General features: G+C 38.9%; 14 protein-coding genes. 5 read left to right on the plus strand and 9 right to left on the minus strand.

Going from position 1 to position 15828, the window contains the following annotated elements; genetic code table 11:
* The first annotated feature begins 73 nt into the window (after positions 1–73).
* Positions 74–1807 carry an AMP-binding protein gene (locus tag H5087_RS15825; RefSeq protein WP_182672659.1) on the plus strand — a complete coding sequence of 578 codons (1734 nt, stop codon included), beginning with the start codon at positions 74–76 and terminating at the stop codon, positions 1805–1807.
* Positions 1808–1949: 142 nt separating this feature from the next.
* Here the strand turns inward: H5087_RS15825 and hflX are convergent, their stop codons facing one another.
* The 7 genes from hflX to H5087_RS15860 all read right to left on the minus strand — a co-directional run bounded on the left by hflX (position 1950) and on the right by H5087_RS15860 (position 9976).
* Entirely contained in the window at positions 1950–3299 is a 1350-nt protein-coding gene (gene hflX / locus H5087_RS15830; protein ID WP_182672660.1) for a GTPase HflX, read from the minus strand.
* Between the two features lie 197 nt (positions 3300–3496).
* Positions 3497–4849 carry an NADP-specific glutamate dehydrogenase gene (gene gdhA / locus H5087_RS15835; RefSeq protein ID WP_182672661.1) on the minus strand — a complete coding sequence of 451 codons (1353 nt, stop codon included), beginning with the start codon at positions 4847–4849 and terminating at the stop codon, positions 3497–3499.
* Positions 4850–5222: 373 nt separating this feature from the next.
* On the minus strand, positions 5223–5696 hold the full coding sequence (locus tag H5087_RS15840) for a DUF1456 family protein (protein ID WP_002960721.1): 474 nt from the start codon (positions 5694–5696) through the stop codon (positions 5223–5225).
* 117 nt (positions 5697–5813) lie between these two features.
* Positions 5814–7058, minus strand: coding sequence for a lipoprotein-releasing ABC transporter permease subunit (locus H5087_RS15845; RefSeq protein WP_182672662.1), 1245 nt, complete (start codon positions 7056–7058; stop codon positions 5814–5816).
* Positions 7048–7746 (minus strand): lipoprotein-releasing ABC transporter ATP-binding protein LolD, encoded by a 699-nt coding sequence (gene lolD / locus H5087_RS15850; RefSeq protein ID WP_182672663.1) that lies wholly within the window; start codon positions 7744–7746, stop codon positions 7048–7050. The genes H5087_RS15845 and lolD overlap by 11 nt, the downstream gene beginning before the upstream one ends.
* Positions 7739–8956: a lipoprotein-releasing ABC transporter permease subunit gene (locus H5087_RS15855; protein WP_039490161.1), complete on the minus strand. Its 1218-nt coding sequence runs from the start codon at positions 8954–8956 to the stop codon at positions 7739–7741. Before H5087_RS15855 ends, lolD begins: the two co-directional genes overlap by 8 nt.
* A 147-nt stretch (positions 8957–9103) precedes the next feature.
* The gene (locus H5087_RS15860; protein WP_182672664.1) at positions 9104–9976 is read right to left on the minus strand and encodes a LysR family transcriptional regulator; all 873 of its coding nucleotides are present in this window, start codon (positions 9974–9976) and stop codon (positions 9104–9106) included.
* A 134-nt stretch (positions 9977–10110) separates the two neighbouring features.
* Here H5087_RS15860 and H5087_RS15865 point away from each other — a divergent pair, with 134 nt between their 5' ends.
* Positions 10111–11232: an S-(hydroxymethyl)glutathione dehydrogenase/class III alcohol dehydrogenase gene (locus H5087_RS15865; RefSeq protein WP_182672665.1), complete on the plus strand. Its 1122-nt coding sequence runs from the start codon at positions 10111–10113 to the stop codon at positions 11230–11232.
* 66 nt (positions 11233–11298) lie between these two features.
* On the plus strand, positions 11299–12141 hold the full coding sequence (gene fghA, locus H5087_RS15870; RefSeq protein ID WP_182672666.1) for an S-formylglutathione hydrolase: 843 nt from the start codon (positions 11299–11301) through the stop codon (positions 12139–12141).
* On the opposite strand, the gene H5087_RS15875 is transcribed toward fghA, so the two are convergent.
* Positions 12095–12469, minus strand: coding sequence for a hypothetical protein (locus H5087_RS15875; RefSeq protein WP_182672667.1), 375 nt, complete (start codon positions 12467–12469; stop codon positions 12095–12097). The genes fghA and H5087_RS15875 overlap by 47 nt on opposite strands.
* Positions 12470–12981: 512 nt before the next feature.
* On the opposite strand from H5087_RS15875, the gene H5087_RS15880 reads away from it, so the two are divergent.
* Both H5087_RS15880 and H5087_RS15885 read left to right on the plus strand, forming a co-directional pair.
* Positions 12982–13398, plus strand: coding sequence for an MgtC/SapB family protein (locus H5087_RS15880; protein WP_002960738.1), 417 nt, complete (start codon positions 12982–12984; stop codon positions 13396–13398).
* Between the two features lie 149 nt (positions 13399–13547).
* Entirely contained in the window at positions 13548–14732 is a 1185-nt protein-coding gene (locus H5087_RS15885) for a DUF1624 domain-containing protein (RefSeq protein WP_182672668.1), read from the plus strand.
* A gap of 62 nt (positions 14733–14794) precedes the next feature.
* Here H5087_RS15885 and H5087_RS15890 read toward each other — a convergent pair whose 3' ends face one another.
* Entirely contained in the window at positions 14795–15820 is a 1026-nt protein-coding gene (locus H5087_RS15890; RefSeq protein WP_182672669.1) for an energy transducer TonB, read from the minus strand.
* Between the last annotated feature and the right edge of the window lie 8 nt (positions 15821–15828).

A 15828-nucleotide genomic window follows, 5' to 3' on the forward strand; every position in this document is an offset into this window, starting at 1 on the left:
TCTTTGTCGACAATATGTGTTTATTTTAACTTTGTAGTTTACATAACTCACACACATTTTCATGGAGAGAGCAATGCACACACACACTATTGCGGTAAAAGAAGTAGAGCAAATAAATCACTTGCCGTTATCTCAAAGCTACTTTAAAGGTATACAAAGCACACCTTTAACAAATTCAACTATAGGCGAGTACTTTGACTTTATTGTCGACAAAAACCCAGGGGCGTTAGCTGTTGTAGTTCATCACCAAGGTATTAGATTAACGTATAAAGAATTTCAAAAAGAAGTTAATCAGCTTGCGAAGGGGTTACTTGCCCTTGGCGTAAAACCAGGCGAGCGTGTTGGCATTTGGTCTCCTAATAATATTGAGTGGTGCTTAACCCAATTTGCAACGGCAAAAATTGGCGCAATAATGGTGTGCATCAACCCGGCCTATCGTCCTAACGAATTACAATATGCTTTAAATAGTGTTGAATGCTCTACTCTAATCACAGCATCAAATTTTAAAGGCAGTGATTACTTAGAAATGCTTAATTGTTTAGCGCCAGAACTTGCAACTTGCGATAAAGACACACTTAATTTAAAAGCACTGCCCACTCTTAAAAATATAATCCGCATTGGCGATGAAGCATCTCCTGGTATGCACTCTTTTAAAGATGTTGTTAACTTGCCAACAGCTGCTCATGAGCTTGAATTAAAAGCAATAGGTGAAAACTTAAATGCTGAGCAAGACATCAATATACAATTTACATCAGGCACAACAGGCAACCCAAAAGGCGCAACGCTCACGCATAAAAATATTTTAAATAATGCGCTATTCGTCGCCGAATCTATGCACTTTACGAGCGATGACAAGTTATGTATCCCTATCCCGTTATATCATTGCTTTGCAATGGTATTGGGTAGCTTATTGTGTGTTAGTAAAGGTGCAGCAGCCATTTACCCAAGTGATTCGTTCGATGCAAAAACCACACTAGATGTAGTTCAACAAGAAGGATGTACAGCGCTGCACGGTGTACCTACTATGTTTATTAGTGAGCTTGAGCTAAGTAATTTTAACGATTATGACTTAAGTACTTTACGCACGGGTGTAATGGCAGGCTCTACATGCCCAGAGCAAGTAATGCGCAAAGTACAAACACAAATGAACATGCATCAAGTACTGATTGCTTACGGGCAAACGGAGTGCAGCCCCATAAACAACATTACCGAAACAGACTCTTCAATAGAGCGGCAAGTAACGACAGTTGGCCGCGCCCTTGCCCATACCGAGGTTAAAATAATTGACGAGCTGGGTAACATTCAAAAAATTGGTCAACCTGGCGAAGTGTGTAGTAAAGGTGCAGGCATAATGCGCTGCTACTGGAATGACGAAGCTAAAACAAAAGCCACAATAGATGACGAAGGTTGGCTGCACTCTGGCGATTTAGGTGTCATGGATACAGAAGGGTTTGTTACGATTGTTGGGCGTATAAAAGATATGATTATTCGCGGCGGCGAAAACATTTACCCTCGAGAAATAGAAGAAGTACTTTACACCTACCCTGGCATTCAAGATGCTGCCATATTTGGTATAACCGATGAAAAGTATGGCGAAGAAGTATGCGCTTGGATCCAACCAAAAGAAGATGCTGTACTTGATGAGCAAGCAATTCGTGAGTTTTTAAAAGACAAACTAGCCTACTTTAAAATGCCACGACATATCCGTTTTGTAGAAAACTACCCAATGACAGTAACAGGTAAACTGCAAAAATTTAAAATGCGCGAGCAAATGCAAGAAGAGCTAAGCGACAACGCTTTTTCCTAGTTTCGTCTTTAAGTAACTGAGGATCTGGATAGGGAATTTATCTCAGAGCTATGTTCAGAGCTAGCAGCGTTAAATTTACGTATGTTAGGACTAATACTAAAAAGCACAGCCAATTGGCTTTGCTTTTTATGTACTGAATTTATTATAAATTCAACATTCTCTTTTTTAAACGTTCTAAATCAATCGCACTCGAGCGCACTGTTAATTTAATATGGCTGTATTCATATTCTTCTTTAACAACACTCATACTCGATCGGATTTCGCCCACAATACCTTTGGCTGTGTACGGTATAACAATCTCTTCTTCAATCATGTCCTCTTGAGCAATGCCAATAATGTATTTGTGCAATTTACTAATATCATCTGGGTTACGTGTAGAGGTCATCATCGCATCAGGAAACTCATCCATTAGCGACTGCTGTTGATCAGTACTTAATTGGTCTGACTTATTCAGTACTAATAATTTTTTGCTACCTTCTACCCCAACTTCTGCCAGTACTTTATGTACTACTTCAAGTTGTGAGCGAAAAGAAGGATCTGAAGCATCTACAACATACAACAATAACGACGCATCATGTGCTTCAGCGAGTGTTGAATGAAATGAAGCCACCAAATCGTGAGGTAACTTTTTAATAAAACCAACCGTATCTGAAACCAATATACGAGGCTGTGTAATCGGATACAGCGCCCGAACAGTGGTATCTAGCGTTGCAAAAAGTTTGTTTTCGCCTTCTACATCACTACCTGTAATTGCGCGCATCATCGATGACTTGCCCGCATTGGTATAACCAATTAAAGCCACTGAGAATAGCTCAGAGCGCTGCGTACGTCTGTCCATCATTACATCTTGAACACTAACAAGTTCGCGCTTTAATTCTGCTAACTGATCGCGCACCTTACGGCGATTAAGCTCAAGTGTGGTTTCACCCGCACCTTTACCCATTTGGCGTTCTTTATCACCTGTTGATGTTTCACGCAGTCGTGGCGCTACATAATTAAGGCGAGCTATTTCAACTTGTAATTTTGCAGTTTTAGTACGCGCATGACGACTAAATATTTCAATGATAATACCGGTGCGGTCAAATACTTCTACACCTAGCTGGTTCTCAACATTACGTAGTTGAGAAGGCGTTAAATCGCAGTCAAATACCACTACATCAGCACATGCAAAATCAAGTTCGCCTGATGGGATTTCTGAGGATATTTCGGTTAAAGGGTCTTCATCAAGTAAATCATCTTCTTGCTCGTTTTCAACCATCCCTTTATTACCGGTAAGGTGGGCTATTTCAGCTAGTTTACCTGAGCCCAGTACATTAACTTTTTGAGTTGAGCTTTGCTTTTGCGATTGCGTACCTACTACTTTAAATCCTAACGTAGTCACCAAACGAGCAAGCTCTGCAAGCGACTCTTTTGCTTCGTCGCCTTTAAATTGTGGTGTGCTAATAGAAATAAGTAACGCATTAGGAAGTGATGGTTTTGCAGTTAGTTGCATAATTTTTTGTCTTAATGCACCTAAAGTGCAAACCTAATTTTCATTCGAAAGTAACTTGATCCTACGCTGTTATAGCCCAGCTTTATAGGGTTATAGTTCACTAATGGCGTTAATATTTAAAACTAACCATAATATACTCAATTTTATGGCTAGTTTTAAAATCACATTATAGTAAAGCCTTATGTTCAGCTTTAATATTAAACGACGCCCTGCTCAATCATTGCATCGGCGACGCGCCTAAAGCCTGCAATGTTAGCGCCTAATAAAAGATTTCCAGGCTCACCAAATTCTGTAGCGGTATCGTTGGCGGTAACAAATATATTTTTCATAATTTGTTTTAGCTTTTCATCAACTTCTTCAAAGGTCCAACTTTGCATACTCGCATTTTGTGCCATTTCTAATTGGCTTGTCGCAACGCCGCCGGCATTGGCCGCTTTACCTGGTCCATACGGAATCTTTGCAGCAATAAAGCAATCAATAGCCTCTTTTGTTGAAGGCATGTTTGCGCCTTCACTTACTAATAAACAACCGCCGGATAATAAAGCGCTTGCATCCGCCTGTGTTAATTCATTTTGTGTGGCGCACGGAAAAGCAGCGGCAGCATTAAAGCGCCAAACAGCGTGCCCATCTTTAGGGTAGTCATTTACAGAAATATAAATAGCATCGGGGTGAGTTTGTTTATATTCACTCAAGCAATCACGCGATTGCTCTTTCAAACATTTAATAAGATTTAAATCTATACCCGATTCATGATACACAGTGCCACGAGAGTCGCTGCAACTTACTGGTGTTGCCCCCATTTGATAAAGCTTTTCCATTGCATAAATAGCAACATTACCTGCGCCCGAGACCAAGCAGCGCTTACCTTGTAGGCTATCGCCGCGCGCTTGCAGCATATAGTCAGCAAAATAAACAGCGCCATATCCCGTGGCTTCTTTTCGTACAAGCGATCCACCCCACAATAAGCTTTTACCTGTTAAAACACCTTCATAGCGCCCAGTCAAACGCTTATATTGACCAAACAAGTAACCTATTTCTCTCGCCCCTACTCCAATGTCTCCAGCGGGTACGTCGGTTGTAGGGCCAATATGGCGATAGAGCTCGCTCATAAATGATTGGCAAAAACGCATTATTTCAGCATCTGAGCGCCCTTTTGGATCAAAGTTTGCCCCGCCTTTACCACCACCGATTGGTAAACCTGTTAAAGCATTTTTAAATATTTGCTCAAACCCTAAAAATTTAATTATGCTGGCATTCACACTTGGGTGAAAACGTAAGCCACCTTTATAGGGGCCAAGTGCAGAGTTAAACTCAATTCTGTAGCCTTTATTTACCTGAATATTGCCTTCGTCATCAACCCAAGGAACTCTAAACATAATTTGGCGTTCAGGTTCAACTAAGCGTTGTATAATGGCATTTTTTTTGTATTTTTCTGAGTTTTCTAAGATAGGTTCGAGTGATTCAAGTACTTCTTCAACGGCTTGATAAAACTCGCATTGTGCAGGACTACTATTTTTTAATTGTGCGATTGTGCTATGGATATAATTCATAATTATTCTTCCGTGTTAATAATAAAAGTATTTATCAGATGTTAAAGTAAACGTGATCAAGTTTATGATTCATGCTTTAAGGTCTTAATTTAATATAATTAACTATTACCTTAGCATGAAAAATTGAGATATTTAACGCCAGCTGCGTGAATTATTTTTGATTGGAAGTTTGATTTTTATTTATTAAATATGAATTTAAATTCACAGGTTTAAAATTAGAACAGTGCCAAGCGAATTTTTATATTTTCAAAAGGGAGTTTTAGAAGTATTAGGTTAGGTATGGGTTTGTTTGAAAATATAACAATTAATGGGTTTTATACTGCATTGCGCTCGCAAAAAACCCACTAACTAAAAGCTAATTAGCTAAAACCAGTTACTCAGCAGACTCTTCTGGACGATGCTGCTTTTGTACACCGGTTAAAAACAAGCGTAATATTTGATCGTTACAAACACGGTAATGTTTGTTATCTACTTTACGAGAAAATGCGCTTAACTCATGTTTACTTAAATCAAAATCAACAAGTGCAAGTGTTGCTATAACATCTTCTGCTTTCATATTTAAAGCAATACGTAGCTTCATAAAGATAATATTGTTGTTTAGCTTTTTCTCAGGCTCTGGTTGCTCACCTTCGCGTTTGCCACGTTGGGTATTAATAAACCCATTTAAAAAGCTAGCAAACTCAGTATCACTTATTGGGGTAAAAGCCTCTTCACCTTCTTTAGTTAACCATGCAATTACTTGCTCTTTGGTGACCGTATGCTCTGCTGATGCAAAAACATTGACCATGGCAGTATCAGTTAAGTTAAAAGTGTAGCGAATGCGGCGTAAAATATCGTTATTAGTCAAAGTAAATCCCAAAGTGAGGTATAGCAACCAAGCAGTTATTGCTTAATTTTAAATAAGCACCTAGTTTAACAGGTTTACTAATACCACCCTATTAATTTTTATCTGAGCTTCTTATACCTAGTTACCAAGCACCTTGGCAGGATCTACGCGTGTTGCTTGCCATGCAGGATAAATAGTGGCAAGTATCGCAAGCACAAATGTAACAATCACTGTAATACCAATGTCCTCAAGTACTAATTTACTTGGCAAAAACTCTATAAAATAAACGCCCTCAAGTGGATTGGCTCCAAATAATTGGCTTATCCACGTAAAAAGCTCACTTATATTAAGCGCTAATACTACGCCAATTAGTGTTCCTAGTGCCACGCCTACAAATGCTTGCATTAAGCCTTGCATTACAAAGGTGGCTAAAATAGTACTGTCTTTCGCGCCCATGGTTTTTAAAATTGCGATATTGCCTTGTTTTTCGCGTACTTCCATCACCAAGGACGATACAATATTAAAACTGGCTACCGCTATAATTAAAAACACCACAATATAAACAATGGTACGTACCATTTGAATATCTTGATAAAGGCTGCCTTGGGTTCTAAACCAACTAGAAACATACACATAGTCGTCAATAGTTTGGCCCACTTTTAGCGCTATTTGATGCGCCGAAAACACATCATCAACACTTAACCGCAGCCCTGTTACTTGGGTTTCATCGTAACCCAATGTTTGCTGTGCTTTGTTAAGATGTATAAATGCAGCGGTACTATCAATCGGTCCGCCCATTTCTATAACACCTGCAAGGTTAAGTGTTACGCGTTTAGGCGCTAATAATGATTGACCTTTTTGACTAATTTGCGGAATAAGTAATGTAATATTATCGCCTATTTTGGCGTCTAACTGTTTTACTATTTGCTTACCTAAAACTACATCGTCAAGGCCTAACTGACTCACTAATTTACCACTGGTAAACTGGTTTACCGCCGATACATTACTCTCGAGCGATGGCTCAACACCTCGAATTTCTATCGCTTTTAGCTGGCTTTTATATTGCGCCATTCCGTTAACGGCAATAAATGGCGCAGCCCCTGTTACATGCGGTTGTGTTTGTAAATCCTCAACCTTTTGCGACCAATTTGCAATGGGTCTACTTGGTGCTACATATTCAACCTGCGGCACAACACTTAGTAATCTATGTACTAGTTGCTGCTCAAAACCATTAATTACCGACAGCGCCACAATTAAAACCGCGACACCTAATAAAATACCAATAGTCGACGCTTTAGCGATAAAACTAACAAAGCCGTTTTTTTCATCTTTGTGGCCTGAATAGGCTCTAAAACGTTTACTTAAAAATGCACTAAGCAACATGCTGCGACTCTTTAATAGCTAGTTTTCCATCGTCTAAATAAGCTATTTTGCCTAGCTTATCGGCAAGTTCTAAATCGTGTGTAACTACCACAAAACTGGTGTTTAAGCTTTGATTAAGCTCATTAATTAAATCGTAAATTTTAATCGCATTTTGTTTATCTAAATTACCGGTTGGTTCATCAGCAAGCACAAGCGCAGGTTTAGTAACCAGTGCGCGGGCAATAGCCACGCGTTGGCGCTCTCCACCAGAAAGCGCAGACGGTTTATGCGAGCTGCGATGTGCAAGGCCTACTTTTTCGAGCATATCGAGCGCTTGAGCTTTGGATTCTTTTGCACTCAAGCCTTTAATTAATAATGGCATAGCCACGTTTTCAACTGCGCTAAACTCCATTAATAAGTGATGAAATTGATAGATAAAGCCCAAATTTTGGTTTCTAAATGCGGCTTGCTCTGTTCGCGAAAGTTTTGCAACTTCTTGGTTTTTAATTTTAGCGCTACCTGAGCTTGCGGTATCTAATGTGCCAAGTATGTGTAAAAGCGTACTTTTACCAGAGCCAGAACTCCCCACAATAGCGAGCATTTCACCTTGCTGCAGCGCTAAATCAACGCCTTTTAATACTTCAACTTGGTTGCTGCCATCTTGATAAACCTTACTTAAATTTTCACAACTAATTACTAAATCATTCATAACGTAATACCTCTGCTGGTTTTACTTTTGCGGCTTTACGCGCAGGATATAAGGTAGCTAAAAAGCTCATAGCAATACTGGCAAACGCTATTATTACTAAACTCAAAATATCAAATTTTACCGGAAGCTCTATACCCGCCAATAAGTTTAAGCCCACTAAGGCAAGTAGCTCATTTATGTATAAACTAAATATTACACCTAAAAATGCGCCTATTGCGGTACCAATTACGCCGTTATATAAGCCTTGCACCATAAACACTTTTTGCACTTGCGAAGGCGTTAAACCTAACGTTTGCAGTATGGCCACTTCACCTTGTTTTTCGCTTACCATCATGGTTAATGCCGATACAATATTAAATACAGCCACCAATACAATGAGGGCAAGCAACATAGACATAATGCGCTTTTCCATAGCAACGGCTGCAAATAGAGTACCTTGGGTACTGCGCCAATCACTATAATTATGATCTTGTAAAATACGCTGGCTTGCTTCAATAAACTCATCTAGTTCGAAAGGTTCGTGCAATGAAACACTTAAATTTGGGGCAGTGTTTTTATCCAGCTTTAATACCCGTTGTAATGAAGCGCCACTTGTAAACGCAAGTGCCATATCTATCTCAGATCCGGTTTCGTATATTGCGGCCACTTTAAATAAACGCTGGCTGGGTACTCGCCCAAGAGGTGTATATGTTGAAGCATTAGGCATAATAACGCGAAGCTTATCACCCACGCTAACGCCTAATTTACGACTCAAATAACGACTTATAGCAATGTTGTAATTTTTGTTTAATACAGTTTTCCAATCGCCTTGCACTATTTTATCGGTAATTTTATACAAAGAACCACTATCGTTATAAAGGCCTTGTAGTAAAACGCCGTGCAAGTCTTTATTTGTTTGCAAAATAGCTTCGCCGTGGCGATATAAGCTTACATGATCAACATAAGGAGATTGTTCGAGGTCGGTTTTTAGGGTGTTCATTTGGGTGGCAGTGTGTTTACCTGCGCTAACTTCAACATGCGGAATAAGTCCAAGCATATTGGTTTTTAGGCTATTTTCAAACCCGTTCATTACACTGCTTACCGTAAATAATGCCATTAAACCAATAGCGATACCGGCAATAGAAAAAAACGAAATAAACGATATAAACGCATTTCCTTTAGAGGAGCGACTATATCTAAGCCCTATAAATAAGCTAACCGGTTGAAACATATTATTTTTAACACTTATCGTAAAAGTATTGAGCAATAGTAGCACGAAAAAAGTGCCTTTGGGTATGGCGTAAAATGTAAGAAATAATTTAAAAATCTGATACTTGGCTATATTTACAGCAATACATGCTTAACCATTAATTCGCGGTTAAGCTTTCAGCCCTTTAACTAAATAATCGAGCAATACCCGTACATTAGTGGCCACAAACTGCCTTGGTGGATATACGCCCCACACCCCTTCTTGCTGTGGTTGATAGGGTGTTAAAATAGGCACCAATTGCCCTGAGTTAATTTCGTTTGCAATGTAGTAGTCTGGGAGCTGCACAATACCAAGCCCCTTTTTTGCGCCATCCACCAGCGCCCAACCACTATTACACTGTAGCCGTCCCGCTATTTTAATGTGTTTATCGCGCCCATTTTCGTTTACGCGCCAATAGCTACTATTCCCAATTAAACATTCATGGCTGTTTAGCTCGCCTAAAGTGTGCGGCTCACCAAATCGCGTTAAATACTGTGGTGCCGCGCACATAATAAAACGCCGCGCACTTAACCTACGCGCTTTTAAGCTCGAATCTTTTAAATGCCCTAGCCTTATGGCTAAATCAAATCCGCCCTCTAATAAGTTTTCTTGCTCGTTACTTAGTGTGGCAACAACTTCGACATCGGGATGATCCTTCATAAAATTATGCACTATGGGCATAATAAAGCTCTCCCCGTACATAACGGGTGCTGTGAGCTTTATTTTACCTTTAGGCGTACTTTGTTGCTGAGCAAGACCTTGAGTTGCCTCGTCCATAGCGTGTTGTAAGTGCTTTATTTGATGTAAGTACACTTCACCTTCTTTAGTTAAAACCACTTTACGAGTAGTACGAGTTAATAGTTGCGTATTTAAACGTTGCTCAAGCGCTGTTACATGGCGGCTAATATGCGCAACCGAAAGCCCAAGCATTTTTGCAGCCGCAGTAAAGCTACCCTCTTCACCAACCGCTATAAACTCATCAATTCCATCCCAACGCGACATTATTACCATACTGTAAAAGTGTTTTAATAAAATTGAGATTATCATTATTTGAGAAACAAATACAATAAGCCCATCACCCAAGCAAATTGGGTCTACAATTATTTTTTAATAGCCAGTTAAAGGAAATAAAACACATGTCTGAATTTATTAAATCAAAAGCGGCGATTGCTTGGGGTCCTAATCAACCACTTAGTGTTGAAGAAGTTGATGTGATGATGCCTAAAAAAGGCGAAGTAATGGTAAAAATTACCGCTACAGGTGTATGTCACACCGATGCATTTACATTATCAGGCCAAGATCCTGAGGGCATATTTCCTGCTATTTTAGGTCACGAAGGCGCTGGTGTTGTCTATGCAGTTGGCGAAGGCGTAACGAGTGTTGAAGTGGGGGATCATGTTATTCCTTTATACACTGCAGAATGTGGCGTATGTAAAATGTGTACTTCAGGTAAAACGAACCTGTGTTCAGCCGTGCGCGAAACACAAGGTAAAGGCCTTATGCCAGACGGCACAACACGCTTTTTTAAAGACGGCCAACCAATTTATCACTACATGGGTACATCAACGTTCTCTGAGTACACTGTATTGCCAGAAATCTCACTTGCTAAAGTAAATAAAGAAGCATCACTAGAAGAGATTTGCTTACTAGGCTGTGGTGTAACAACAGGTATGGGCGCAGTTACCAACACAGCTAAAGTAAAGCCTGGCGACACTGTTGCTATATTCGGCTTAGGCGGTATTGGTTTATCTGCGATTATTGGCGCAAAAATGGCTGGTGCAGATCGTATTATTGGTGTTGATATAAACACCACTAAATTCGATTTAGCTACAAAACTAGGTGCTACTGATTTAATTAACCCAAAAGATTTCGACAAGCCAATTCAAGAAGTTATTGTTGAAATGACAGATGGCGGCGTTGACTACTCGTTTGAATGTATCGGTAATGTTGACGTAATGCGCTCAGCGCTTGAGTGTTGCCACAAAGGTTGGGGTGAGTCGGTAATTATTGGTGTGGCAGGTGCAGGCCAAGAAATATCAACCCGTCCGTTTCAGCTGGTAACTGGGCGTGTATGGCGTGGTAGTGCATTTGGTGGCGTTAAAGGCCGTTCACAACTCCCTGAAATTGTTGAGCGTTACATGGCAGGTGAATTTGCTCTTAGCGACTTTATTACTCACACAATGAGCCTTGAAGAAATTAACGAAGCGTTTGATTTAATGCACGAAGGCAAAAGTATTCGTACAGTCATTCATTACTGATAACAGCTAAGCACGTTAAATAATAAGCCGTAACACTTTTAAGTTTACGGCTTTTAAGGATTAAGTATGTTAGAAAATATCTCAAGTGTAAAAGTGTCTGGCGGTTGGCATAAGCAATATACTCATAGCTCGCAAAGTACACATTGCACTATGCGCTTTGCCGTATTTTTACCACCTGGCGCAAGTGAAGCAAATAAAGTACCGGTACTTTATTGGTTATCAGGTTTAACCTGTACCGACGAAAATTTTATGCAAAAAGCCGGTGCATTTAAAAAAGCGGCAGAGCTGGGTATTGCTATTGTAGCGCCTGACACCAGCCCACGCGGCGAAAACGTACCCAATGAAGACAGCTACGACTTTGCACAAGGCGCAGGCTTTTACGTAAATGCCACGCAAGCTCCTTACAACACCCATTTTAATATGTACGATTATGTTGTTAGTGAATTACCAGCATTGATTGAACAACATTTTCCGGTAACAAGCACAAAAGCAATTAGCGGTCACTCTATGGGCGGGCACGGTGCATTAATGGTTGCACTTAAAAACCCGACTGCGTTTTTAAGTGCCTCGGCTTTTAGCCCTATTGTAAATCCGATTGAATGCCCTTGGGGTGTAAAAGCATTTACTGGTTATTTAGGAAATGATAAAGCGCTTTGGAAGCAATACGATAGCTGCGAGCTGATGAAAAATACAGAGCCAACTAATTACTTACCTATGTTAGTAAGCCAAGGCGATGCCGATGGTTTTTTACAAGAGCAACTTAAGCCAGAAAACTTAGTCGCTATTGCAGATAAAAAAGGCTACCCGCTTACACTTGAAATGCAAGCAGGCTACGATCATAGCTACTTTTTTATAAGCAGCTTTATTGACCAACACTTATTATTTCATCATCAGTTTTTAACTGCTTAGATTCATTAGTGTGTAGAGATGACTTTTCTACCTCTACACACTCTTTTAGACTTTTAGTGACCTGCCTACATACTTGCGTAGTAGTGCTTTCCCCTTTAACTAGGCTAACAAGAGCTGAATCTATCTTTAATCCCATATCAGTAAAGTTAAATCCGTTTTTATCTGAAGGTACTGGCTCTAGTGGGTTTTTATAAGGTGTTGACTGCGCCGGGCTAATACTATTTTTATCATTACGCGCCTGAGATTGTGCTTGCCCATCAATAATAGCGCCCGCAACTGTACAGCCAGAAAGGCAATAAAAAAACAAAAGTACAATAATTGTTTTCATCATTCATCCTAAACAAAATATTACCTAAATTGTATACGTTTTTTATTGTAACTCTGTAAAAAAATGTAAGTATTACTACCTAAAATCATTTATAAACTCTCTTGTAACACCCACCAGCTGCTATATAAAAAATGGCGATCCTAAATAACCTAAAGTTTTATTAATGGTAGGTTGTAAGTGTTCTGTGAGAAATTCAGGAAATAAAAAAGCAAAAACAGATAACCCAGCGCAAAATAGTAACGCTGTTTTTTAAGTTTAGTTGTTGTGATTAATGTTTTATTTAAAGGTAAAAGGTTCACATAGGTATCTTTTAGGTAGGATAAAAGAATACGGGTCTTTAAAACTCAGATCAAATTAACTATCGCGTAAAATAGTAATAAAAACATGTAAAAGTTTCCTCAATAATTTTTATTAAACTCAGCTTCCTACAATAAACCATTGATTATTAGTTATTTATGCAATGGCCCGTTGTTTGCTTGTTATTAACAAAATTAACCCGCATAGGCTCAATAATGGAAATTGATTTACAGTGGAATGAAATCATCGATAACTTAATACATTTAGGTATTGCATACCTACTTGCGCTACCTATGGCTTACGACAGAGAGCGTAGCCATGATGGTGCAGGCCTTCGTACCTTTCCTCTTGTTGCGGTTGCATCGTGTGGGTATGCATTAATAGCTATGTCGGTTTTAGATGGCGCAGAAGCTCAATCTAAAATGTTACAAGGCATCATTACTGGCATTGGTTTTATTGGCGGTGGTGCAATTTTGAAAAATAATAAATCAACCTCCGGTACAGCAACCGCAGCCAGTATTTGGAATATGGGCTTAATTGGTATAGCTGTAGCCTATAGCCGTTACGAAATAGCCATTTTGCTCGCCATTATTAATTTTATAACGCTAAGGTATGTAAAAAAGTTTAAGTGATAATTAGCTGTATTATTACAAGTAATGCGAGCAGATATTGGTAGTATTACGTGTGTATAATCACTGGCAAAATATAAATACACGATTTCAATTTGATACAATATAACATATAATAAATGCAGTTTTAAATCACTCTATATAGCTCTCTTATGTCGCTACCTTCAACCGATAACCGCTTACATCATATTGATATATTACGGGGCATTATAATTATATTTATGGTTATTGACCATGGTATGTATTATTGCCTTAATTACTCAGTTACCGATCCGATGACCATTCCAGGGACTGATCCCGTTACCTTTTTTACGCGTTTTGTTTCTCACTTTTGCGCACCACTCTTCGTATTCTTAGCAGGTCTATCTGCGGCTATAACAGAGCATAAATATGTATCCACTAAAGCATTTTCACAAAGCTTGATTATTCGTGGTTTAGTACTAATTTTGTTTGAATTTACTATTGTTTCGTGGTCTTGGAGCTTTAACCCATTATACCCAATGCTATACGCACAAGTTATTTGGGCTATCGGCTGGGGCTTTGTTATTTTAGGACTGCTGCGTTTCTTGGGCATTTATGCCATTTTTGTAGCAGGCTTATTACTCGTGTTTGGGCATAATTTATTTGATGGAACAAGCTTTGAGCCTAATACATTTGCACATACTGCTTGGTCTATTGCACATCAAAAAAATGTACTTGATCTCCCTTTTGATTTTCAAATTAGAACAACCTACCCAGTTGCCCCCATTGTTGGCTTAATGGCATTGGCATATTGCGCTGGTGTTTATTACAAAGCGCAACAATACAGTAAAAAAGTGATGAATCACGCATTATTATTAGGCGTTACTTGCCTTGCGCTTTATGGCGTTTTACGTGGATTTAACTTATACGGTGATATGTCACAGTTTGCTATACATACAAGCTCATTACTCACTGTTATGTCGTTTCTAAACCCAACAAAGTATCCGCTTTCGCTGCAGTTTATGCTACTTACAGTAGGCCTTGGACTTATTTCTTTAAAAGCATTAAGTGGTTTAAAAACCGATTTTTCGCATAACTTTTTACAAGTACTGGGTAAAACAAGTATGTTTTCATACCTTGTGCATTTGTATTTATTACATGCTATTGCTTGGTTACTTATACCTATTCTTGGCTTTAATTTTAGCGATATGACCTACGCAGATACTCTCGTTGGTTTGCCTGAAGGTTATGGCATGAGTTACACAGCAACACTTTTATTTATAGCCGTTGTAATAGGGCTAACAACCCTACTCGCTAAGCGATACATTGTTTGGAAGCGAAGCCACAAACATACCTTAATTGCTAAATATATATAAGTAAAAACACAAACCCCGCATAATATTTGCGGGGTTTTATATCATTAACCAATACGTAAAACTTATAAAAAGCTATCACCACTTTGATTTAGCGTAACAGTTTGTGCTTGAGCGCTTTTAATTAATAACCCGCAACGCACATCGTTTTGTGAAATTACAATTTTATCAATTGTGCTTGTATCGTAATTTACTACTTTGTTCTCGCAGCGTAACTGAACTTTAGTTAGCGGCATTTGCGCTTCAAGCGCTACTTCACTTTTTGACAATAAAGGTAATACCGCCTGCTTAGGCAATAGCTCTATTTGTTGTTTTATATCGCCAGAACTTTTATAAATGTCATTAACTTGAGCTAATAACTGCTCCTTATTTTGCTGTGTAAAAGTGATGGATTCAATATTGCCTAACGCATCTATTGCGTCATAGGCACGTACATAATCTTGTTTTGATATAAACCATTGTAATGCATTTTTTATCACACGCTTTTGAATTTGATCTGGTAGGTTACCTCGAAATAAAAATGCTTCGTTGATGTGCTGATCAAAGCTCTTCCAATCTTGTACAAAATAACTGTGCTGGCTTTTAAGCCATGCAAGCAAAACAATCTCAACCGTATTTTTCGTATGTTCGTTTTCTAACTCATCAATACGGCTTTTAGCTTCATCGTATTTCTTTTCATCGATTAACTTACTAGCTTGTTCATAATCATTAAAAAAGCCGCGAGACGCTTTATCATTTGAAAAACCAGCATGTAAATTTTGCGAACTTACAGTAATAGTTTTTGCTACAGGTATAGTCTCGCCATTTAATTTTGCACTTTTGTAGTTGAGCTTAGACACGTAGTCCATTACTTCTCTTTGATACTTTTTTTGACCAGCTGTAGCTACAATTTCGATATCGCTCACTTGGCCGTTTTCATCAACAAGATAACTACTTAAATTAATTCCTTCTAATCGAGACGCACGCGGTGAGGTATTAGTAAGTTGATCGTAATTTTTATTAATCACCTCTGCAGGGACAAAGTCGTCAGCAAACGCAGGGAGTTGAGTAAAAGCAGAAGTAAAAGTAAGCGCTAATATGAGTTTTTTCATCGATTTTA

It is taken from the genome of Pseudoalteromonas sp. SR43-7 (genome assembly GCF_014163785.1).
GTDB classification, from domain to species: domain Bacteria; phylum Pseudomonadota; class Gammaproteobacteria; order Enterobacterales; family Alteromonadaceae; genus Pseudoalteromonas; species Pseudoalteromonas distincta.

Excerpts from the sequence above, each read along its gene's own strand:
- H5087_RS15825 (WP_182672659.1), top strand. The coding sequence starts at position 74 with ATGCACACACACACTATTGCGGTAAAAGAAGTAGAGCAAATAAATCAC.
- hflX (WP_182672660.1), bottom strand. The coding sequence starts at position 3,299 with ATGCAACTAACTGCAAAACCATCACTTCCTAATGCGTTACTTATTTCT.
- gdhA (WP_182672661.1), bottom strand. The coding sequence starts at position 4,849 with ATGAATTATATCCATAGCACAATCGCACAATTAAAAAATAGTAGTCCT.
- H5087_RS15845 (WP_182672662.1), bottom strand. The coding sequence starts at position 7,058 with ATGTTGCTTAGTGCATTTTTAAGTAAACGTTTTAGAGCCTATTCAGGC.
- lolD (WP_182672663.1), bottom strand. The coding sequence starts at position 7,746 with ATGAATGATTTAGTAATTAGTTGTGAAAATTTAAGTAAGGTTTATCAA.
- H5087_RS15855 (WP_039490161.1), bottom strand. The coding sequence starts at position 8,956 with ATGTTTCAACCGGTTAGCTTATTTATAGGGCTTAGATATAGTCGCTCC.
- H5087_RS15860 (WP_182672664.1), bottom strand. The coding sequence starts at position 9,976 with ATGTCGCGTTGGGATGGAATTGATGAGTTTATAGCGGTTGGTGAAGAG.
- H5087_RS15865 (WP_182672665.1), top strand. The coding sequence starts at position 10,111 with ATGTCTGAATTTATTAAATCAAAAGCGGCGATTGCTTGGGGTCCTAAT.
- fghA (WP_182672666.1), top strand. The coding sequence starts at position 11,299 with ATGTTAGAAAATATCTCAAGTGTAAAAGTGTCTGGCGGTTGGCATAAG.
- H5087_RS15875 (WP_182672667.1), bottom strand. The coding sequence starts at position 12,469 with ATGAAAACAATTATTGTACTTTTGTTTTTTTATTGCCTTTCTGGCTGT.
- H5087_RS15880 (WP_002960738.1), top strand. The coding sequence starts at position 12,982 with ATGGAAATTGATTTACAGTGGAATGAAATCATCGATAACTTAATACAT.
- H5087_RS15885 (WP_182672668.1), top strand. The coding sequence starts at position 13,548 with ATGTCGCTACCTTCAACCGATAACCGCTTACATCATATTGATATATTA.
- H5087_RS15890 (WP_182672669.1), bottom strand. The coding sequence starts at position 15,820 with ATGAAAAAACTCATATTAGCGCTTACTTTTACTTCTGCTTTTACTCAA.